Consider the following 20,952-nt stretch of genomic DNA (forward strand, 5'->3'; position numbering starts at 1 on the left):
TGCGGGTACGGGGCCGGGGTCGTCCTCCGCGGAGCGCGTGCCTGAGGACGTCGGCGACCCCGGACCCGGTGAGTTCCTCGTCCCCGAGAAGGATCCGGGCGCGACGACCGGATCACCCGTATCCAGGCCGCGGGGGTCGCCCTCACCGTCACCGGGGTCCTCGCCCTCCGACTGGGCGGCTGAACCGGCCGGGAGGGACGGGGCGGGCAGGAGGGCGGTCCTACTGTTCGGGATACACCGACTGGATGCGCTCGGCGACGTGGCCGAAGCCGGTCCGCTCCAGGATGTCCACCTGTTCGCGGACGAAGGCGGCCCGCTCGGCCTCGTCCTCGACGGAGTCGATGAGCCCGCGCAGGATGGCGACCTGGACGTCCTGTTCCATGGCGTCCGCGCCCTCGCCCGCCTCCTGCTCGGCTGGCCACCAGTAGCTCTCGTAGCCCTCCTCGTCGACCCCGCTCCCGGGCATCGGGATGTCGGGCTCGGGCGGCTCGAGGTCGGACAGCCCGAGCACGTCGGGGTCCTCGTGCCCGGCGTGGTGCGGCCGGGCTTGCGGGGGGAGTTCGGGGGACGGTGTCGGCCCGGGCTCACCGGACACCGCCGCGCGGCCCCGCGCGGCCTCGTGCTCGGCGGTCCACAGGGCGCGGTCCTTGCGCAGACGGGCCATGCTGCGGAGGCGTTCGTCGTCCTCGGCGGACAGTTCCAGCCGGACCTCGTCCGCCCACACCTGGATGGTGCCTCCGGCGACGGGGGCCTCCACCGCGAACACCGACCCGAGTTCACTCTCGGTCACCGAGCGGTCCTCGGGGTGCACCTCGCACAGGATGTCCCGGGCACGCAGCACGATCGAGTGGACGGCCGGGCCCGCGGGGTTGCGCAGGCTCAGGTCGACCCGGTGGGCCCAGCGCCAGTGGACGAGCGCGGAGAACTCGAACACGTAGTCGTCCAGAGCGCTCGGCAGTTCGGTGCGGCGCGTGCGGACCCCCCGGGTCCCGCTCTCGCCGCGCGGCGCCTCGACGGGCGCGGGCTCATCGCCCCGGTCCGGCCGGTCCGAACGGCCCCGGAGGTCCTGCCCCGGAACCCGCACGTCCCCGGCCTTCCCGTCCCCGGCCGGGCCCCCGCCCGTCACCAGGCCCAGGAGCGCCTCCAGGGCGGCGTCCAGCGGGGCGGGGCGTGCCAGGGCCGCGCCCAACAACATCAGGGCGAACGGCAACCACAGGAGCACCCATGGCCCGACCAGCGGAAACAGCACCGCGGGGACGGTCAACACCACGATGACCGCCACGAGGCGGGTACGGGCGAAGGTGGCCACGGGGGTGTCTCCTAGGTACGGGGGCAGGGGGCTCGCGACAAAGGGTCCTCTGGCAAGTGTGCCCGAGAACCGGCGTGCACGTGCCACCAACGCCGACTCCGGGGCACTCCTCCCCCTGCCTGTTCGCCGTTTCCCGCACCGATCACTCGGATATGACCCCGTTGTCCCGGCCTCCCCGGAACACCGGGAAAGGACCTGGCCGACGAGAACGGCGGAGCAGGCCGACGGCGAAGACGCCGGGGTTCCCCTCCGGAGTGCGAAGAATCGGGAAACACTCGCGAAAGGCCCTGCTTTCCCCTTCGCACGGCCGGCCCCAGCACACATGATGACCCCATGCGATCACCCCATTCCCCTTCGCCAAGGGCCGTCCTGTCGAGTCGGCCGGGTCAGCGCGGACACGGGAACCTCTTCCGCCCCGAGGTCCAGGGGCTGCGCGCCGTCGCCGTACTGCTGGTACTCGTCTACCACCTGGACCCGGACCTGCTCCCGGGCGGTTACGTGGGCGTCGACGTCTTCTTCGTCATCTCCGGTTTCCTCATCACCTCCCTGCTCCTGCGGGAGGTCCGCGCGCACGGGCGGGTGTCACTGGCCGGGTTCTACGTGCGGAGGGTCCGGCGCCTGCTGCCCGCCGCCACGGTGGTGCTCCTGGCGACGGGGGCGACCGCCCTGGCGGTGCTGCCGGTCACCCGGCTGGGTGACACCGCCTGGCAGTTGTTCGCCTCCGCCGCGTACGTGGAGAACCTCTACCTGGCCGACCAGACGCTGGACTACCTCGCGGCGGAGATCCCGCCCAGCCCCGTGCAGCACTTCTGGTCGCTGTCGGTGGAGGAGCAGTTCTACCTGCTGTGGCCGCTGCTCTTCCTGCTGTGGGCGCTCCTCCTGCGGCGGCGTTCCGGGGCCGGGACCGGGGCGCTCACCGCGGTTCTGGCCTCGGTGTTCGCCGCCTCCCTGGTCTGCTCGGTGGTACTGACCGCCGGCGGCTCCCCCGCCGCCTACTTCCTGCCGACCACCCGTGCCTGGGAATTGGCGGCGGGCGGCCTCCTGGCGGTGTTCCTGTCCGGACGGGGCCTGCCGGGACCGCTCCGGCTCCCGCTGGGCTGGGCGGGCCTGGCCGCCATCGTCGCCTCCGCCGTGCTCTACGACTCCAGCACCCCCTTCCCCGGGTACACCGCCTTGCTGCCCGTCCTGGGATGCGCGGCGGTGATCGCCGCGGAACGCTCCCCAGGCCCGTCGGCCTCGACGCTGCTGAGCACGGCGCCGGCCCGGTTCGTCGGGGACATCTCCTACGCCCTGTACCTGTGGCACTGGCCGCTCGTCGTGTTCGCGCTGGTCCTGCTCGGCCGGGACACCCTGGGGCCGCTCGGTGTCACCGGTGTGGGGGCCCTGTCGTTCCTGCTGGCCTGGGCGACCAAGCTGTGGGTGGAGGACCCGGTGGCGCGGCACGGCCTGGTGCGCACGGGGCGCGGCGCCTCGGCCGTGGCCCTGGCCGGGATCCTGGCGGTGGCCGCGGTCACCGCCGCGGCCCTGGTCCGGGTGGACCGCTTCCAGTCGACCGAGTTCGACCCGGAGGTGCACGTGGGCCCGGAGGCGATCGGCCTACCGCCGTCCCAGGACGAAGCGTGGATGTACCCCTCCCCCGTCGAGGCCGAGGACGACGTCCCCCAGGCCTACGCCGACGGCTGCCACGCGGGGTTCGACCAACGGGCCCCCTCCGAACCACCGTGCGTCTACGGCCCCGAGGACGCGGCCACCACGGTGGCGCTCACCGGGGACTCGCACAGTACCCAGTGGTTCCCCGCGCTGGCGCAGATCGCCGAGGAGCGGGGGTGGCGGCTCACCGTGTACAACAAGTCGGCCTGCGCGTTCACCGCGGTCCCCGTCAGCAAGGGGGGCGAGCCCTACCCCGAGTGCCAGGAGTGGAACAGGGCGGTGGCCGAGGAGCTCCGGCGGCTGAAGCCGGACCTGCTGGTCACCAGCTCCTCGGCGGCAGGGGTGCCGCACGGCCACGAATCCGGATCGGAGGCGCGGAGCGCCATGGCCGAGGGCATGGCCGAGCAGTGGGAGCGGGTCACCGCCGCCGGTGTCCCCATCCTCGCGATCCGGGACACGCCCCGCACCAGCTCGGACGTGCTGGACTGCCTGGCCTCCTCCACCCGCGACCTCTCCGCCTGTGACCGGCCCGCCTCGGCGGCGCTGGAGCTCGACGACCCCCAGGAACTGGCGGTCCGGGAGGTCGAAGGGGCCGAGCTGATCGACCTCACCGACCTGATCTGCACCGACGACACCTGCCCCGCGGTGGTCGGCAACGTCGTGGTCTACCGGGACTCGCACCATCTCACCGAGACCTACGCGCGCCTGCTCGCCGACGCCCTCGGCACCCGGATGGACGAGGCCCTGGGCCGGGACTGACCGACTCCGGATCTCCGCGCCCCGGCTCCGAGGCCGGGTCGCCGCCCACGGCCGAGGTCCTGTTGAACACCGGCGCCATCCCGCTGGCACTGCCATCCGGAGCCCCGGCGTTCCAGCGCGGGAAGACGCGGGGCGGGAAGAACCCGGAAAGGCACCGTCCGAGCCAAAGGCACTGATCCTCCTTTTATTCCGTGATGTCACCTCTTCTTCCGCGATGGAACCGAGAATCCGTTTTCCTCGTGCGGCATCCACCCCGAAGCCGGATCGTTACCGGTTCGGGGACCGCCCCGAAAATCCACCCCTGGGACAAAATTCGCGAACAATCACACCTCGCCCCAACCAGACTGACACCCGACACCAACGGACATCACTCCACCAGGACCTTCAGGAACCCGGAAGGCAGACAACAACCGGGATACCGGACACGGAGTTAAAGGACACAACAATTCGCCGCAGCCTTTCCCGGGACAAACCCGTCTGCCCGTAAACGGAAAGGCGTTTCGGCGCGTTCGGACAACACGCTCCGGAGTATGCTCGTGCAGACCTCACCGGCGGGGCCCCACATCCGCCGTTCTCGGCCCGCCCCGTCGGACACCCCAGCCAGAACGGCGAAAGGCCGCCCGATGGAGACCACCGACGAACCGGAGCGTCAGGCCCCCGAGGCCACGACCTCCCCCTCCCCCTCGCCCGAGACCGCGCCCGTCCCCGCCCCCGCATCCGAGCCCGGCACCACCGGGGTCCGCCGTCCGATCCCGCGCCCGCGCCGCGGACCGGGTCGCCGCCACCGGGCGCGCGGCTACGTCCGTCACCTCCCCGACGCCAACGAACCGCTTCCCGCGACCGCCCAGGAGGAGTCGGCCGCGAACCGGCCGGAACAGGCGGCGGCAGGGGCCGGCACACGGGGACGAACCGGTTCGGCGGTGACCGCGATCCGCGCGACCGACAGGAGCGAACATGGCCTGGGACCAGCGGATCCACAGCCGGGACGAGCGGCGAGCGCAGGAGGACCCCCGGCAGGGGGAGGTGCCGACGGACCGGTCCGGTGAGGACGCCCCCGGCCGGAGCCGTGGCGGCTCCGGCCCGGACACCGCCTGCCAACGGTTCCAGGCGCAGACCGCGACGGAGGGCGGGGCGGCCGTCGAACCCGCCCCGCCGCAGGAGGCGACAGCCCGGGTGGACGGGCGACGGGTGGTGGTGACGTGGCGGCCCGGCACCCGCCCGGGCGAGCGGGCCTCCTACCGGGTGACGCGGCGGACCGGGCACGGGGCGACCGCGCGGGAGAGACCGGTGGGCGAGGTTTCGGGTACCCGGGTGGTCGACGAGGATCTTGCCGTGGGCAGTGAGGCCGTCTACACCGTGGTGGCGGTGAGCGACGGCCCCGGTACGTCCTCGGCCGCGCGGAGCCAGCCGGTGATGATCACACCCGAAGTCGCCGACCTGCGGGTACGGTCCGACGAGACGTCGGTGACCGGTTCCTGGCGGACGCCGCCGGAGGCGGTCCGGGTGGAGGTGCTGCGGGCGGAGGGCGGCCCGCCCCGGGGAGCGGGCGACGGGGTGCCGATCGCCCACGACGGGACCGTGTTCGTGGACACGGACGTCCTCCCGGACACGGAGTACCACTACCGGGTGCGCGCGGTGTACGTGACCTCGCGGGGCCTGGCCCGGAACTCGGCGGGACTGGTTCGCCGGGCCAGCCCCGGACCCGTACCGGCCGCGGTGCGGGACCTGACGGTGGACGCGGTCGGGGCCGGGTTCGTCGCCTCGTGGTCCGCGCCGCCCCGGGGCCGGGTGGTGCTGTTCACCTCCGAGCGGCCGCCGCCGTGGCCCCCGGGCCGGTCCGTGCCCGCCGAACGCTGGGCGGATCTGGGTTCACAGGTCCCGGGAGAGGTGTCGACCGGTCCCGACGGCCGGGCCGCAACCGGACTCCACCTGCCCGCGGGCACCGTGTACGTGCTGGCCGCGACCGTGGCGGGCGGTCAGGCGGTGGCGGGCGCCCGGACCCGGGTCGTCGCCGCTCCCCCGGTCACCGGCCTGCGCGCCGAACGGTTCGACACGGTGGTCCGGCTGAGCTGGGACTGGCCCGAGCACACCGCCACGGCGGTGGTGTCCTGGCGGGACGCCCGGAGCTCCCCGGACGCCCGGGACCGGAGCCCCGCCGCTCCGCTGGAGGGTGCTGGCGCCGGTTCCGGCACGGTGCGCGGATCACGGCTGCGCTACGAGGCCGAGGGCGGGTTCGAGGCGCACACGGGTCCCGGGCCGGTCGTGGTGACGGTCCGGACCGCAGTGCCCTCCGAGACCGGTGAGTCGCTCAGCGCCCCGGTGACCGTGCACGTGCCGGGCAGGGCGGTGCTCGACTACCGGGTGGAGGCGGTCGGGCTGCTGCGTCGGGAGCGGGTGGTGCACCTCAGTTCCCGGGACGCCTGCCACATGCCCGAGGTTGCGGTCGTGTACACGTCGGGCAGGGTGCAGCCGCACTCGGGGGAACAGGGCCGGGTACTGGCCACGTTTCCGGCCCGGCCCCTGGCCGCGGGCGAGCGGGTGTCGGTACGGGTCCAGCCGCCCCGGGAGCCCGGACCGGCCTGGCTGATGTGCTTCCCCGCGGACGGGGGCACGGCTGTGGGTCTGCGCCAACCCCCGGTGAGGGAGCTGCGCCTGTGAACCCGTGGGACGGGCCCCGGCTGGTGTGCCCCTACTGCTACTCGGCGTTCCCCGAACGCCGTATCCGTTTCCGCTGCCTGGGCAGGCCGGGCCCGTCGGGCGAGATCTGCCCGACCGCCGAGGACCAGGCGCTCCGGAACCACCTGGGGCGACGCGAACGGCTCCCCCCGGTCTTCGAGGCCAACGGCAGGCGCCCCAGGGCGGTGTGCCCCGCCTGTTCCGGGACGACCGACCGCAAGGTGTGCGCGGTGTGCCACGCTCGGATGCCGGTGAACTTCGGACGGATGCGCGGCCGCACGATCGCCCTGGTGGGGGCTCGGGACGCGGGCAAGACCGTGTTCATGACGGTGCTCATCCACGAGCTGAGGAACCGGGTCGGTGACCGGTTCAACGCGTCCGTGGGCGGTTCGGACGACCACACCCGGCACCGTTTCGGCCCCGACTACGAGTCACCCCTGTACGAGGAGGGCCGACTGCTCCAGGGGACGCGCCGGGCCGCGGGTGCGGCCCGCGCCCCCCTGCTGTTCCGGTTCACCGGGCGGCGGCGAGGACTGGCCGGACCCCGCCCCAGGCACACCCTGTTGTCGTTCTTCGACACGGCCGGGGAGGACCTGAGCGACGAGGAGAGCGTGGAGGCCAACCTGCGCTACCTCAACAACGCGGACGGGGTGATCGTGCTGTTGGACCCGCTCCAGATGGAAGGCGCCCGCCGGGCGGCCGCGTCCGGGACCCGGCTACCCGTGCCGGAGGGCCCGGAGAACCAGCCCGTGCACATGCTGGAGCGCGTCACCGACCTGCTGATGCGCCGGGAGGGCAGACCGAACCGGCTGATCGGGGTGCCCATAGCGGTGTGCCTCACCAAACTCGACGCCCTGCGCGCGGAGATGGACGAGGGGTCGCCGCTGCACCGCCCGCAGCCGGGTGCACCGTTCTTCGACGAGTCCGACAGCCAGGACGTGCACGCCCAGATCCAGCAGCTCCTCCACCGCTGGGACGGGCCGGAGATCGACCACCACGTGCGCAACCACTACCGCAACGCCCGCTACTTCGGGGTGTCCGCGCTGGGCGGTGCCCCCACCGGAGACAACAGGGTCCGGGGCGGGGTCCGGCCGTACCGGGTGGCCGACCCGTTCCTGTGGTTGCTCTCGGAGTTCGGGGTCGTCCCGGCCGGAAGCGCGCCCCGGCCCCCGCCCTGACCGCGGTGTCCGTACCCGCGCCCCGCAGCCCGCGCGTCCCACACCCCCGCACCGGCCTCACGGAAAGGGCACGGCCGATGGGTTCACCCCAGCTCTACTACACCTCGTGCGAACACGGCCTGTCGGGTTGCTCCGGCTACCAGTTCAACGCGGCGACCCCAGGGGTGGACCCGCGGGTACTGCGCGAGGTGGAGCGTTTCACCGTCTACGAGCCGCCTCGGCCGCGGGACGCCGAGGACGTCGGCCGACACCCGGTCAACCTCTGCTACTCCCCCGACCTGGCCGGGTACCCGGTGCTGAGCCGGGTCGTCTCCAGCGGCGAGGACCCCTCGGGCCGACCGGGGAACTACTTCGCGCACAGCCTGCTGCTGGTCGAGGGCGGCGCGTTCCTGCCCGCCGAGCAGTGGGGGGCGGGCTTCTGGGCGAGCGCCCCGGTGACGGCCCCGGACCTGCCCGGGATCGTGCTCCCGCCGGGTCCGCTGGACCGGCGGCGAACCGCCCTGTGGCTGCTCGGCCGCCCGGAGCACCTCCTCGGGCGGCTGCTGGCCGCGGTGGACGGGGCGATCGACGGCGGTCCCCCCGTGCTGCTGCTCGCCGACGACGAGGCCGCCGCCCACTGGGTGGCCGCCCTGTCCCACCTGCTACCGCCCCGGCGCGCTCGGGCGATGTCGTTCGCCACCTACAGCGGCAACCCCGAGGACTCCCCGGTGCACGTGGTGGCGGTGCCCCCGCACACCGACACCCGGCTGCTCCGGAGCAGGTTCACGGTCTTCGACCCCGACGGTGGGCACCGCACCGGCCCTGCCGGGGGGACGGCCCCGGACGGGACCGCCGCCACGGAATCCGCCGGAGCGCCCCGCCCGGGCGCCGAACCGCCCGGACCCGACACCGCGGCCGTGGTGTCCCTGCTCCTCGCGGCGGGGGTGGAGGGCGCGCCCGCGCTGTGGGCCGCCGCCCGCCCCTACTCCTCGGGGGCGGAGCGGTCGTTGGCCGACTGGCGTCCGGTGCTCGCCGCGGCCTCCCTCGCCGAGGGCTCCGACCGCGGTACCGGCCCCGACCTGGGCGCGGTACGCGCCTGGCTGCCCGGGGCGGTGTCCTGGCTGGCTCCGGGACGGGCCCGTCTCCTCCTCGGGCGGCTGTTGGACACCGGCACCGGGCACCTGCGCGACGACGAGCTGGTCCGGTTCCGGAAGGCGGCCCTGGACGCGGGGTCGACCGAGCTCACCGCACGCCTGGAGGGGGAGGCCGTGCACCGGTGCCTGGAACGGATCGCGGCCGGTTCCCCGGCGCCGCAGGCGCCACCGGTGCGCTCCGAGCGCGTGCGGGAGGCCGCCCGCGACCGTGTCCGCGACCTGCTCGACGGTGCACCCGGCCGGGTGCCGCCGCCGGAACGGGCGGTGGAGCTCCTGCGCTGGGCACGGACCGCGGGCATGGTCCCGCCAGCACCGGCCCTGGCACGGTACGGGCGCGACACCGTTGCCGCGCGCCTGGCCGCCGCCCCGCCGGACGCCGAACCCGACCCCGTCCTCGCCCGTCTGGTCCACGGGTACGAGGCGCTGCGCGGGGGCGCCGCCACGGGGCTGGCGGCGCTGCCGCGGCCGGTGCTGGCGGACCTGGCGGCGGGCCCGACGGGGGCGCTGTTCACCGAGGACCGGAGCGGTTCGTCCGCCGTGCTGCGCGAACTCCGGCTGCTCGCCGCCGGTGACGATGAACCGCTGCACCTGCTGCGCGGGGTGGTGGCGCTGCGGCAGGAGGCCCGCACCTGGGACCCGCCCGGGCCGGCCGCCCACGACCTGGACGAGGAACTACTGCTCCGGGTGTGGGGGCCCGGTCAGCGCCCCGGCGCGGTGTCGGCGGTACTCGGGCTGGCCGGTGAGCAGACCCTGGTCTCACCCGGTGTGGGCCGCTGGATCGCCGGGGCGCTGATGGCCGAACCGCACGAGGACGAGGACGGCGACTGGCAGCGGGCACTGCACGAGCTGGCCCGGCACCGCCTCGGGCGGCGACTCCCGGAGGACGCCCGGAGGCTGGTCGACGGATGGGCCGGGGCTTCGGCGGCGCTGGCCGACCTGGACCGGCCCGGGGACGCGGAGGGGTCCGCACGGCTTCGGCCGGTCGCGGCGGCCGTCCTGGGGGGCGAGGACCGGTTGGTCGCCGCGGTCGCGTTGCGGGGGGTGGCCGCCCGGTTGCTGCGGTGGCGCCCCGAACACGCCGCGGAGGCGCTGGCCGACTGTGCCGAGGAGGTGTTCGGCGCCTACTGCCGGGCGGCGTACCGGCGGTTGGCCCTGCCGCCGAGGCGGGGGCTGGCGGGCCTGCGGAGGCGGCCGTCCGAGACGGAGCTGGCCGTGCGCGTGTTCCGGACCGCCCTGGCCCTGGGTGCGGGAGCTCCGCCGGACCCGGCCGCTCGGAACGCCCGCCTGCTCGGGCAGGTGCTGGGACCGGCGCTGCGCACCTGGTCCCGGCGTGAGACCGGTCGGGCCCGCAGGGCCTTCGGGGCCGACGGTAGGGGACAGGAGTTCGGGGCGTGGGCGCGGTCGGTACGGGACCGGGGCGGGGGCGGCGGCCTGTTCGGGCGCCTCCGGAAGGAGTCTCGCGGAGCTTGAACGGACACTCTCCCGCCTCCGCCGCCTCCGATTTCCTGGTGCCGGGGCTGATCGTCCTCGTGCCCGGGTTCGTCGTGGCGCTGGGCGTCGTCTTCGGAGGGGACCCCGCCAAGGTGCTGGCCTTCCTGCTCAGCACCCTGACCGTCGTGGCGTCCATTGCCCTGGCCTGCGGTTTCGCCGTCCTCACCCGGGTCTACGTCCGGGCCGTCCAGGGGGTGCTCTTCCACGGGGACAACCCGCGTGTGCCCGAACCCGGGCCGGAGGACCCCGCCGAGTTCGGCTATCACGGCGGCCCGGCGTGGTGGGACCTCGCCGAGGTGAGCTCACGGGTCGCGGTCGGTACCGGCCCGTTCGCGGTCCTGCTGTTGCCGCACCTGGCCGTACAGGCCGTGCTCGTGCTCGCCCACCTGGCCTGGGCCTGGCCCGCGGTGGCCGTTCTTCGGCTGGTGGACGGCGGGCTGCTGCGGTACCGCAGGATCCGCATGCTGTGCCCGCGCTGCTTCGAGCACATGACCTACCCCTCGCACGAGTGCGACCGCTGCGGACGGGTGCACCGCGACGTCCGGCCCGGCCGCCGGGGGCTGTTCCGGCGCCGGTGCCTGTGCGGGCGGAGCATGCCGACACTGCTCCTCCTGGGCGCCGCCGGGCTGGGCGCGCTGTGTCCGCACTGCGGTCAGGGCATGGAGCACCGGCCGGGGGAGGCGCGGGAGCTCCCGGTCGCGCTGTTCGGGGGGACCGGGGCGGGCAAGACCCGGCTCACCCACGGGCTGTACGCGGCTCTGAAGCACGCCGCCGCTGACCGCCCCGGGGCCCGGGTGGAACCGGCGGGCGAGGACACCCGGCACCGGTTGGGGGACAGCGCGCTGGCTCTCTCCCCCGGACGGAGGGTGCCCCCGACCCAACCGGGGCGCCGGGCGCGCGGGCTCGCGCTGCGGGTGACGGCCGGGCCGCGCACCCTGCTCCTGCAGGTGTACGACGCCGCCGGGGAGTGGTTCGACCGCACTGACCGGACCGAGGAGCTCACCTACCTGGGCCGGACCGGGACGTTCGTACTGGTGGTGGACCCGTTGTCGGTGCCCGCGGTGTGGAACGCGCTCGGCGCCGGGGAGCAGCGGCGCCTGGCCGGGGAGCGTTCGCTCACCCCCGACCCCGAGCGGCCGTACATGCAGGTGCGCGACGAGGTCCAGCGGCAGTGCCTGACGTCGGGGCGGGGGCCGCGGCGGACCCGGCTGGCGGTCGTGGTCACCCGGGGCGACCTGTTGGCGGGGACGTCCCTCGCTCCCGCCGGAGTGCCCGCGGAGCGGTGGGTGCGGGGGGTGATGGGGCTGAACAACCTGTTGCGGGCGGCCCGGAGCGACTTCGGCTCGGTGGAGGTGTTCGTGACCGGGGCGGTCGTCGGCCCCGGGGGAGACCCGGACCCCAGTCTCACCACCCTGCTGCGGTGGCTGCTGGCCCCGGAGGCGGAGACGTTCACCGGTCTCGCGGGCCCCGGCCCCGCACCGCCCCCGCTCCCCGGATCCGTTCCGGGCCCGGGTACGCACACCGCGCGGGCAGAGCCGGCGCGGACGGGGCGGGCCCGGTGACCGGGTCCGGTCCGCGTCCGCGCACCGCACGCCGGGCCACCGCGGTGCTGCTCCACACGGTGACGGCGGTGTTCGCGGCCCTGGTCCTGGCGGGCCTGGGCGCGGTGGCGCTGTGGCTGGTCGGGAGGATCTGGGAGGGCCTCGTCGGCCTCTGAGCCGTCCGCTCCCATAGGATGGCGCCGCCCCTCACGGACTGCCCCTGGAGTGACCGTGCCCGAGCCCCGCCCTGCCCGCTCCCCTGCGGCGGGCATGGACCCTGTGCCCCGGAACGGACGGTCGGCGGTGCCGCGTGCTCCGGGGACTGGACCGGCCATCCGACCGGTGCGGCCCGGTGGCCCGGCGCGGGTCGGCCCGTACAGCGTGGTGGGTCTCCTGGGATCGGGCGGCATGGGAGCCGTCTACGCCGGTCTGGGGCCCTCCGGTACCGAGGCCGCCGTCAAGGTGGTGCACCGCGAGTACGCCGCCGACCCCGACTTCCGGGCCCGGTTCGACCGCGAGGTGAAGCTACTCCGCGAGGTCCGGAGCCCCTGCGTGCCCCGGTTCCTGGGTGCGGACACCGATACCGGACGGCCCTGGCTGGCGATCGAGTACGTGCCCGGACCGACCCTGCGCCAGCACCTCCGGGCCCACGGTCCGCTGCGCGGCGGCGCCCTGTGGGGGTTCGCGGTCGGGGTGGCGGAGGCTCTGGTGGCCGTGCACGCGCGCGGTATCGTGCACCGCGACCTCAAGCCCGGCAACGTCATCCTCGGTTCGACCGGACCCAAGGTGCTGGACTTCGGGATCGCCCGGGCACTGGACGGCACTGCGATCACTCGGACCGGCGGTGCCTTCGGCACACCCGGCTGGGTGGCGCCCGAGGTGTACACCGGCGGACCGCCCGACCCCGCGGCCGACGTGTTCGTCTGGGGCTCCCTCGTGGCCTGTGCGGCAACCGGACGCGACCCGTTCGGCACGGGCGGGGCCGAGGCCAAGGCGCTGCGGATCGTCCGAGGCGAGGCGGACCTCGACGGGGTTCCCGAGGACCTGCTGCCGATCGTGCGGGCCGCCATGGGCCAGGAGCCCGCGGCGCGGCCGGACGCGGTGGCGGTGCTGCGGGAGGTGCTCCGGGTGCGTACGGGCCGGGTGCCGGAGTCCGCCCGTGCGGCGACCGTGGTCGTCCCCGACTTCCTCGGCCAGGAGTGGAGCCCGCCTGAGGAGACCGCCACTGGCGCACTGGTCTGGCGCGAGCACACCGACCGGCACCTGCGGTCCCGGGTGCGGCGGCGCCGGTTCCGAGCAGTCGCCGCGGCGGCGACGGTCCTGGTCGTCTTGGCCGGTGCCACCGTCGCCGGGTCCCTGCTCCGATCCGGCCCCGGAGAGGACGGTCCCGGCTCCGCCGGAGCCGGTTCGGGCGTGTTCGGTTCGGAGGAGGCAGGTCTGGCAACCGATGTCGACGGGGAGGCCGACGACGTGTCGGACGCCCCCCTGGCCCCCACCGGCGGCAAGGCCTTCGACGAGGTCGGGGTGGGCACCAACGACGGCGGTGACTTCCTGGTCTACGCCGCCGAGGACGGCGGGATCGGTGTAAAGCCGGGGCTGAGTGAGTACGGGATCACCTCCCACGAGGTGGAGGGCTCCCGACCCCGCCTCAACAGCGACCAACGCGCCCAGTACCAGCAGGCGATCCTGCGCTTCCACACCAACGAACGGGACGGGGACGGTGCGGCGACCTTCACCGCGGAGGCCGCGCTCCTCCACGAGGCCGGTTCCTTCACCATCCGGGAGGGCGACTTCACGGCCTACGACGGCTTCCCCCGGGGCTCCGCACCACTCGGAGGGGACCAGTTCCCGCCCGACCCCAACAGCCCGGAGCACGGGAGTGTGACCGTACGCGCCCCGGATTCGGACGACGTCCTCGCTGTCCTGACGCCCGGTGAACCGGAGGCGGAGATCACGGTGACCATGCCCGACGCCGCGGCCTACGGCTACCTCGTCTACCGGCCCGAACCCGAACGTGTGTGGGGGCCGGCCTACGTGAACGCCGCCCTGGAATGGACCCACAGCTGTTACGTCCTCCCGGAGGCCCGCGAAGGGTTGTTCTCCGGACCCTTCAGCGGCAGCCACCACAACAGAGCGTGTCAGGAGCCGATCTCATGACCGACACTGCCGCAACCGTGTGGAACAGGCGTTCCGGCCCGGCTGTCGCCCGCTTCGCCCCGCTCCTGCCGGGCGACCCGAGAAGGGTCGGCGGGTACCGGCTCCTGGGCCGGGTGGGCAGTGGCGGTATGGGAACCGTGTACGCGGGCCGCCGCCGACGCGGCGGGATCGCGGCGGTCAAGGTGGTCGGCCCGCATCTGGCCGACGCCCCCGAGTTCCGGGCCCGTTTCGCCCGCGAGGTCACCCTGGCCTCCCGGGTCTCCGGCTTCCGGGTACCGGCGCTCCTGGACGCTGGACCTTCCGACAGCGCACCCTGGATGGCCACCGAGTTCATCCCCGGCCGCACCCTCGCGGAATACGTCGGTCGAGGCGGCGCTCTCCCCTCGCATCTCGTGGACGGGCTCGCGATCGGGGTCGCCGAGGCGCTGCGCTCCGTCCACGGAGCGGGGATCGTCCACCGGGACCTCACTCCGGGCAACCTCGTGCTCTCCGAGCGGGGGCCAGTGGTTCTGGACTTCGGGATCGCGCGCGCTCTGAACGAGACCGGGCTGACCCGGACCGGAGGGCTGGTCGGTACCCCCGGATGGATCGCCCCGGAACTGCAACGCGGAGCCCCGGCCACCCCCGCCGGTGACGTCTTCTCCTGGGGAGCCCTGGTGGCCTACGCCGCCACCGGCCGTCCGCCGTTCGGTGCCGGGCCCCCGGAGGTACTCGCCTACCGGATCGCACACGAGACACCGGACCTGGACGGGTTGCCTGACTACCTGCTTCCCCTGGTGCGGGCGGCGTTGCAACCCGAACCGCAGCTGCGTCCGACCGTGGACCAGGTCCTGGGCGAACTCACCCGGGGCGAGCCCCCCGAAACGTACCTGTCGCGTACATGGACCAGTGTGCGCGCGCCGGTCCCGCGTCCACCGAAGAGGCCCCGCCGTGCGGTGCTCCTCACCGTCGCCGCGGCACTGCTCGCCCTGGTCACCCTCGCCGGATACCTGGGCGGACGGGCTCTGGAGCAGGAGGGGGCCGGGTCGGCTTCCCCGCGGGGAGGGGCGTCGACCGGCAGGGCCGCCGCGGAGGGCTCGGCGGAGGCGCTGGAGGAGCCCTCGCCAGGCTGGGGCGACCCAGTTCCCGTAGAGGAGGACGAACACGCGGCCTACGGTGCCCGGGCGGGTTTCATGACGGTGGAGCCCACGGACGACCGGGGTGTGGCGGCCCTCGTCGAGCACGGGTACGAACCGGAGGACGAGTTCGCCTACCTGTCGTCGTACTCGACCACCGGCCGATACAGCAGGTTCCTCGCCCTGACCGGCGTACGGCTGACCGACACCGGTGTGGAGGTCGTCGGGCTCACCACGACCAACCCGATGGGCATCACCGTGGGAGAGGTGGCGGAGATGATGACCCTGCGCGGTAGGGACGGCGCCTCGGTTCGCCACACGAGCACCGAACCGGACAGCGAACAGGGAAGCGGTGTGTGGGCAGACACGGTCATCCGCTTCGACGGCGCCCCCGAACGCGGCCTGATCACCTACATGGACGACGCCTATGAGGAGAACGTGGAGGGTTCTCCCCCGGTCAGCATCTGTTATGACGCGGTCGAGGGCAGCTTCTCCACCGACTTCGACAGCTGCGGGTGAGGCGCGGTCGCGGAGCAGGACCGTCCGGGTTCAGGGAGTCCAGTCGGCGGAGGCGGTGATCACGTCGGCGATGGCCGAGGCGGGGTCGGTCACCGGGATCGGCCAGCCCGTGTACGCCTCGGCGAGGCAGCTCCGACCCGCCCTCGAACCCGTGACCTGGTCGATCTCGGCGAGCTGACGGTGCAGCCCGAAGGGGTCCCCGTCCGCGGCCGTGTGCAGCATGGACGTCATCCACCAGGAGAAGTGCTGGGCCCGCCAGACGCGGTCCGCGGCGGTCCGACCGTAGGCGGCGAGCAGGTCCGCCGAACCCCGGTGGAAGAAGCGTTCGAGCGCCTGGCAGAGCACGGCGGCGTCGGCGACGGCCAGGTTGAGGCCCTTGGCGCCGGCGGGCGGGACGACGTGCGCGGCGTCCCCGGCGAGGAGGAGGCGGCCGTGGCCCATCGGGGCCAGGACGTGGCTGCGCATGGGGATGACCCCGCGCTGGATGATCGGGCCCTCCCTGAGCTTGAACCCGTTGCCATTGACCCGCGCGCGCAGTTCCGTCCAGATCCGGTCGTCACTCCAGGCTCGGGCGTCCTCGACGGGATCGCACTGGAAGTACATCCGCTGCACGCTGGGGGTGCGTGAGCTGATCGGCGCGAACCCGCGCTCGGAGTGGGTGTAGACGAGCTCGTCGGAGCTGGGCGGGGCCTCGGTGAGGATGCCGAACCAGCCGTGTTCGTAGGCCCGGAAGTAGTCGGTGCGCACTCTCTCGGGGACGGCGGAACGGCTGACGCCGCGGCTGCCGTCGCATCCGGCGACCACGGCGCAGGAGAGTTCGATGCGGGTGCCGTCGGCGTCGGTGAAGTGTACGGAGGGGGTGTCGGTGGTGGCGTCGTGGACGCTGACGCCGCTCACTCCGAAGCGCACGTCGCCCCGGGCCGCGATGAGGTCCTTGAGCACCTCGTGCTGGGGGTAGAGGTGAACGGAGCGCCCGGTGAGGCCGGAGAGGTCGATCCTTCGGATCTCGCCGCGGCTGCGGATTCCGATGCCGCCGTGGCACTACCCCTCGGAGAGCGCGCGTTCGCCCACCCCAATACCGGTCATGAGGTCGACGGTGCCCTGTTCCAGGATCCCGGCCCGGACGGTGGTCTCGATGTCGGCGCGTTCGCGCAGGTCGATGACGACGGAGTCGATACCAGAGAGGGAGAGCAGGTGGGAGAGCATCAGCCCCGCGGGCCCGGCGCCGACAACGGCAACCTGGGTCCTGATCTGGCGGTGTTCCGTGTTCATCGGTTCGTCTTCTCCGTCCCTGGGTGCCGGGTCCGCCCTCAGCATGGGCGCAGGGAGCCGGTCGGCACCAGGCCTGGTTCCACTGGGCGAGAAACGGAGCCAGCAGAAGTTCACCCAAAGGACACATGTACGCTTTGCGCACGAACAGGAACGGTGAAGCAGCGGAGAGGTGGACACGGCCGTGCCGACGACAGGAGATTCCGTGCTCAGCCGCGCCATGCGGATCCTGCGCACCTTCAACGCGCCCAGCGCCCCCGGGGCGGGCCCGCCCTCCGGTTCCGCCCCCTCCCTCACCGCCTCCGAGGTCTCAGCCGCGCCGCCCTCCCCTACATGGAGGGCCTCCAGGCGGTGGTCCGGGGGCACACCCAGATCGGTGTCCTGGAGGGGTCCGACGTCCTCTACCTCGAACGCCTCTCCCACCCCGAGGCCGGGCGCAACGTCGCCGCGGTCGCCGGGCGGCTGCCCGTCCACGCCACCTCCACCGGCCTGGTCCTGCTCGCCCACGGGTCGGCCGGGTTCCAGGAGCACGTGCTCGGCGGGCGGCTGCACGCGGTCACTCCGTACACCGTCACCGACCCCGCCCGACTGCGCCGCCTCCTCGCCGGGATCCGCCGCGCGCGGGGTGTCCTGCACCATGGGCGCCCCGCCTCCGGGGAGAACATGATCCGCACCCAGGGCTTCCGGCCCGTCCGGGACGGAACCGAGTGACCTCGGGCCAGAGGCACTGACGGGCCTTCCGCGCCTGCCGGCGGGGCCGTGCCGTGCGGGAGCGCACCCGAGAACGAGCGTGTCCGAGGAGGACCGGGCCTCCTCGGACACGGTCCGGCTCGACAGGGGTACGCGGCTCGGTAGTGGTGCGCAGGCGGAGATGTCGGACCGACCACGTCCTCGATCCTGACGCCCGTCAGGGCTTCTGGCCTAGCGGGCCGAGGGCTCGGGAGCGCGGCCGCCCTGCCCGCCCGGGCTCCCGTCTCCCTGACCGGACTACCGGCCCTGCGGGGCGCTCCGTCCGGGCTGCCCGGAGTACTGGCCCCGCTGGTCGGCGCGGGCATGGGACCCCTGCGGGTTGGCCCGGTCGAAGGCCTCCTGGGCCTGGTGCTCGCGCTCCCAGATGACGAAGCGCTCGCTCTCGCCCAGCGCCATGGTGGTCAGCCACACGGCGACGGCGATGTCGTCGACCAGGCCGAAGACCGAGAGGATCAGCTCGGGGACGAAGTCGATCGGGGAGACGACGTAGCCGACCAGCACCAGCATCATGAAGAGCTTGCCGCCGCTGAGTTCGTGGTAACGGCCGCGCAGCTTCGCCCCGATCATGCGCGGAACCGCGCGGGCGCGCTGCCACACGGAGACCCGACCGTCGGTGTTCTGGATGACCTGCCAAGCGGCCGCGCCGGCCGCGGCCCGGTTTGCCTTGCGCATCGTGTTCGTCTCCTCAGGGGGCATGTGACTTCTCAAGATATGACGCGAAGTCCTCCTGATTCGTTCCCACCTGTCGGGGAGGACAACCCCGAACGAGGCGCACGTGCCACCGCCCCCGACCTCGCCACCGCCCATCACCCGCTTTCCGGTCCGTGGCGGCTGGTGCCTGAGGGGCGCAGGTGGCTCCGCTCACGCCGCCGGGGGGCGCTTCCACGACGGATTGTCCACAGGAATGGCCGGTGGCCCTGGTGGGGACCGGCGCGGGGAGGCATCCTTGGATGGGCTACATCCTTTCCTTCCGCCTCCTCATGGCCCTCTGCCCCGGAGCGGGTCGCCCCCCTTCGCCCTGAGCCGCCGACCAGCACGACGGCACGACCCACGAGACAAAAGCAAAGGGATAAAAAAGAACTTTTAGTAAAAAAGGCGCAACACCGGGTGGCCACATGCGGCCACCTCCGTCCACTCCCCCTACGAGGTACGCCAGATGCGGGCACGGAAACCCGGCCCTCTCAGCCAGCACCGGAGGCCTGACGCCGTCGACCGGGCCGCACCGTCCCCCCGGCAGAAACGGAACCGCGCCACAACACCCGTTTCCCAAGGCGGGGAATACCGGACCTCCCGCTCCGCCACACCCATTCGTTACGATGCGTCCGAGTGGCACCTACAGACGCGGGGCGCCTCTGCAGCATCCGAAACCGTCCGAGTGCGTAGATCCGATGGAGCTTTCCCAGTGTCCAATGCCCTACCTCGGTCGGTGACGACCGTAGCCCTGTTGGCGGACATCCCCAGCACGGGCCACGTGGGCGAGGCCGGAGCCCGACGGTTCACCATGCGGGGTGACGGTGTCGGCGCGCGCAGCGCCGCCTTCGTCGCCTTCGCCAGGCAGGAGGTGGGCGCGGGCCGCAAGGTCGTCGCGCTCTACCCGGCCTGGCAGGCCTCGGACGCCCAGCGGGCGGTCAACTTCGCCCGGGGCTCCCTGCGCACCGACCACGTCGCCGGGATCGGTGTCGACCTGTCCCCCCTGGCCCTGTCCCTGGTCGCCGACCAACTCGCCTACCTGTCCCCCTACCTGCCACCGGGCGTGGTCGCAGCGCTCTGCGAAGAGCTCCCCAAACACCTGCTGGCCGGGGCCTGGCTGCGTACGGTCTCCGGGCTCTCCACCCTGCCCACGAGCCTGCGCCAGCACATGGGCTCGTACGCGCCCACGGTGTCCTTCCTCGCCTACTGCGCCCCCACCGCGCAGGTGGGCCGGCTGCGCCCGGCCGAGGTCGCGTCCGGACTGCCCTTCCGCCCGGTCCAGCCGGTACAGCTGCTGTACTCCACCCCGGACCCGGGCATCACCGGAGTGTTCGACGAGAACCTGCCCCGGGCCGTGCAGCCCGTGGCCACCCGGCTCCTGCCCGCCCAACCCCTCGGCAGCGCCTACTGGGGCACCGCCAAATACGTGGAGTTCGTGGCGTTGAGCGCCCACCCGCAGGCCCTCGCCTACGCCGCCGGCTCCATCAGGGCGAGCGCCTGTTCCTGGTGCGGTGAACCCATGTCCGCCAAACCCTGCCCCTTCTGCTCCGCCAACTCGACCACGGGTTCCGCCCAGGCGCCCCGCCCGGGCCCCGCCGCGGCCCACGGCGCGCACTCCCGCCCCCCGAACGGACACCCCGTGCCGGGAGGGGACCCCGTACGGCGCCGCGGCGCCGGCCCGCCCGCCGCGGCGCCCGGGAACCCCGCCGCCCCCGCACACCGCCCGAACACCACCGCCGGACCGGCCAACGGACACGCCCCTCCCCCGGGACGCGGGTCCCTCGCCCCGCCCGAGGGACCGGCGTTCCCGGGTCGCGCCCCGCAGCCGGACCCGCCACGGACCTACTCCCGCTAGGGCCCCGCCGCTCCGTCCCCGGGCGGACGGCCCACGACGACACTGGAAACGGAAACCACCCCCTATGAACCCCCGTCAGCGACGCGGTGTCCTGCTCATGGTCGTGGCCGCTATCGGCGCCGTCGCCGTGTTCGCCTCCGTCTTCGCCTACCTCAACGGCCAGCAGGAACAGATGGGCCGGTTCTCCACAGTCCTGCGCCTGGCCGAACCCGTGGAGGCCTACCAGCCGATCGGCCAGGACTCGGTCGAAAGGGTCGAGGTCCCCGCCGCCTACTTCGACCCGGAGGTCTTCATCACCGACCTGTCCGACGTCGACACCCCCTCCGGCCAGGAGCTGGTGGCCTCCACCCACCTGGAGGCCGGGGCCATCCTGCAGCGCGGCATGGTCGAGCCGCAGCCCACCCTGACCACCGGCGAGCGTGAGATCGCCATCATGGTCAACGCCGAGACCGGCGTGGCGGGCAAGGTGCAGCGCGGTTCGGTCGTGGACATCTACGGCACCTTCCAGGCGCGCGACCACGGTGAGGCCTGCGCGACCCGGGTCATCACCGAGGTGGAGGTCCTCGACATCGGGGAGCTGCGCAGCCAGGAGGAGGAGGGCGGCGGGGTGACCGGCGTGGTCCCGGTGACCTTCCGGCTCGACCCCCAGGCCGCCCTCCAGCTGGCCTACGCCGAGGAGTTCTCCACCAAGCTCCGGTTGGCCCTGGTCAGCGCCGCCGGCGGTGGCGACGCCGGAGAACCCCAGGTGTGCAGCGGTGACTTCGACGAGATCATCGAGGAGATCGCTGACGGCCAGGGGGCGCGACCGTCCGATGGTGAACAGACCGAAGAGCGGCGTACGCCGCAGGGGGAGTAGGTAC

The 20,952-nt window shown here is 73.7% G+C and carries 13 protein-coding genes and 1 pseudogene; 11 read left to right on the forward strand and 3 right to left on the reverse strand.

What is annotated here, in order from left to right; genetic code table 11:
• Nucleotides 1-220: 220 nt before the first annotated feature.
• The gene (locus AC0VYD_RS19535) at nucleotides 221-1,309 is read right to left on the reverse strand and encodes a hypothetical protein (RefSeq protein ID WP_475476917.1); all 1,089 of its coding nucleotides are present in this window, start codon (nucleotides 1,307-1,309) and stop codon (nucleotides 221-223) included.
• Between the two features lie 333 nt (nucleotides 1,310-1,642).
• Here AC0VYD_RS19535 and AC0VYD_RS19540 point away from each other — a divergent pair, with 333 nt between their 5' ends.
• From AC0VYD_RS19540 to AC0VYD_RS19575, 8 genes are all read left to right on the forward strand, one after another.
• Entirely contained in the window at nucleotides 1,643-3,718 is a 2,076-nt protein-coding gene (locus AC0VYD_RS19540; RefSeq protein ID WP_475476918.1) for an acyltransferase family protein, read from the forward strand.
• A gap of 954 nt (nucleotides 3,719-4,672) precedes the next feature.
• Nucleotides 4,673-6,376 carry a SaeA-related protein gene (locus tag AC0VYD_RS19545; protein ID WP_475476919.1) on the forward strand — a complete coding sequence of 568 codons (1,704 nt, stop codon included), beginning with the start codon at nucleotides 4,673-4,675 and terminating at the stop codon, nucleotides 6,374-6,376.
• Entirely contained in the window at nucleotides 6,373-7,572 is a 1,200-nt protein-coding gene (locus AC0VYD_RS19550) for a TRAFAC clade GTPase domain-containing protein (protein ID WP_475476920.1), read from the forward strand. Before AC0VYD_RS19545 ends, AC0VYD_RS19550 begins: the two co-directional genes overlap by 4 nt.
• 77 nt (nucleotides 7,573-7,649) lie before the next feature.
• The gene (locus AC0VYD_RS19555; RefSeq protein ID WP_475476921.1) at nucleotides 7,650-10,175 is read left to right on the forward strand and encodes a GTPase-associated protein 1-related protein; all 2,526 of its coding nucleotides are present in this window, start codon (nucleotides 7,650-7,652) and stop codon (nucleotides 10,173-10,175) included.
• Nucleotides 10,172-11,758, forward strand: a complete 1,587-nt coding sequence (locus AC0VYD_RS19560) for a TRAFAC clade GTPase domain-containing protein (RefSeq protein ID WP_475476922.1) — start codon at nucleotides 10,172-10,174, stop codon at nucleotides 11,756-11,758. Before AC0VYD_RS19555 ends, AC0VYD_RS19560 begins: the two co-directional genes overlap by 4 nt.
• Nucleotides 11,755-11,913 carry a hypothetical protein gene (locus tag AC0VYD_RS19565; RefSeq protein WP_475476923.1) on the forward strand — a complete coding sequence of 53 codons (159 nt, stop codon included), beginning with the start codon at nucleotides 11,755-11,757 and terminating at the stop codon, nucleotides 11,911-11,913. Before AC0VYD_RS19560 ends, AC0VYD_RS19565 begins: the two co-directional genes overlap by 4 nt.
• Before the next feature lie 94 nt (nucleotides 11,914-12,007).
• The gene (locus tag AC0VYD_RS19570; protein ID WP_475480313.1) at nucleotides 12,008-13,894 is read left to right on the forward strand and encodes a serine/threonine-protein kinase; all 1,887 of its coding nucleotides are present in this window, start codon (nucleotides 12,008-12,010) and stop codon (nucleotides 13,892-13,894) included.
• Nucleotides 13,891-15,528, forward strand: a complete 1,638-nt coding sequence (locus AC0VYD_RS19575) for a serine/threonine-protein kinase (RefSeq protein WP_475476924.1) — start codon at nucleotides 13,891-13,893, stop codon at nucleotides 15,526-15,528. The genes AC0VYD_RS19570 and AC0VYD_RS19575 overlap by 4 nt, the downstream gene beginning before the upstream one ends.
• A gap of 30 nt (nucleotides 15,529-15,558) precedes the next feature.
• On the opposite strand, the pseudogene AC0VYD_RS19580 reads toward AC0VYD_RS19575, so the two are convergent.
• Nucleotides 15,559-16,800 (reverse strand): annotated as a pseudogene (locus tag AC0VYD_RS19580) (4-hydroxybenzoate 3-monooxygenase).
• 330 nt (nucleotides 16,801-17,130) lie between these two features.
• On the opposite strand from AC0VYD_RS19580, the gene AC0VYD_RS19585 reads away from it, so the two are divergent.
• Nucleotides 17,131-17,508 carry an IclR family transcriptional regulator domain-containing protein gene (locus AC0VYD_RS19585; RefSeq protein ID WP_475476925.1) on the forward strand — a complete coding sequence of 126 codons (378 nt, stop codon included), beginning with the start codon at nucleotides 17,131-17,133 and terminating at the stop codon, nucleotides 17,506-17,508.
• Nucleotides 17,509-17,784: 276 nt separating this feature from the next.
• Here the strand turns inward: AC0VYD_RS19585 and AC0VYD_RS19590 are convergent, their stop codons facing one another.
• A complete protein-coding gene (locus AC0VYD_RS19590) occupies nucleotides 17,785-18,219 on the reverse strand; it encodes a YkvA family protein (protein WP_475476926.1) in 435 nt (144 codons plus the stop codon).
• An 829-nt stretch (nucleotides 18,220-19,048) separates the two neighbouring features.
• Here AC0VYD_RS19590 and AC0VYD_RS19595 point away from each other — a divergent pair.
• Nucleotides 19,049-20,092, forward strand: coding sequence for a hypothetical protein (locus AC0VYD_RS19595; protein ID WP_475480314.1), 1,044 nt, complete (start codon nucleotides 19,049-19,051; stop codon nucleotides 20,090-20,092).
• Between the two features lie 64 nt (nucleotides 20,093-20,156).
• The gene (cpaB, locus tag AC0VYD_RS19600) at nucleotides 20,157-20,948 is read left to right on the forward strand and encodes a Flp pilus assembly protein CpaB (protein WP_475476927.1); all 792 of its coding nucleotides are present in this window, start codon (nucleotides 20,157-20,159) and stop codon (nucleotides 20,946-20,948) included.
• The last annotated feature ends 4 nt before the right edge of the window (nucleotides 20,949-20,952 follow it).

Source organism: Nocardiopsis sp. iso_40 (assembly GCF_056173285.1).

Bases quoted from the DNA above. Each gene is read 5' to 3' on its own strand.
- AC0VYD_RS19540 (WP_475476918.1), top strand. From the start codon at position 1,643: ATGCGATCACCCCATTCCCCTTCGCCAAGGGCCGTCCTGTCGAGTCGG.
- AC0VYD_RS19545 (WP_475476919.1), top strand. From the start codon at position 4,673: ATGGCCTGGGACCAGCGGATCCACAGCCGGGACGAGCGGCGAGCGCAG.
- AC0VYD_RS19570 (WP_475480313.1), top strand. From the start codon at position 12,008: ATGGACCCTGTGCCCCGGAACGGACGGTCGGCGGTGCCGCGTGCTCCG.
- AC0VYD_RS19575 (WP_475476924.1), top strand. From the start codon at position 13,891: ATGACCGACACTGCCGCAACCGTGTGGAACAGGCGTTCCGGCCCGGCT.
- AC0VYD_RS19555 (WP_475476921.1), top strand. From the start codon at position 7,650: ATGGGTTCACCCCAGCTCTACTACACCTCGTGCGAACACGGCCTGTCG.
- cpaB (WP_475476927.1), top strand. From the start codon at position 20,157: ATGAACCCCCGTCAGCGACGCGGTGTCCTGCTCATGGTCGTGGCCGCT.
- AC0VYD_RS19590 (WP_475476926.1), bottom strand. From the start codon at position 18,219: ATGCGCAAGGCAAACCGGGCCGCGGCCGGCGCGGCCGCTTGGCAGGTC.
- AC0VYD_RS19595 (WP_475480314.1), top strand. From the start codon at position 19,049: ATGCGGGGTGACGGTGTCGGCGCGCGCAGCGCCGCCTTCGTCGCCTTC.
- AC0VYD_RS19585 (WP_475476925.1), top strand. From the start codon at position 17,131: ATGGAGGGCCTCCAGGCGGTGGTCCGGGGGCACACCCAGATCGGTGTC.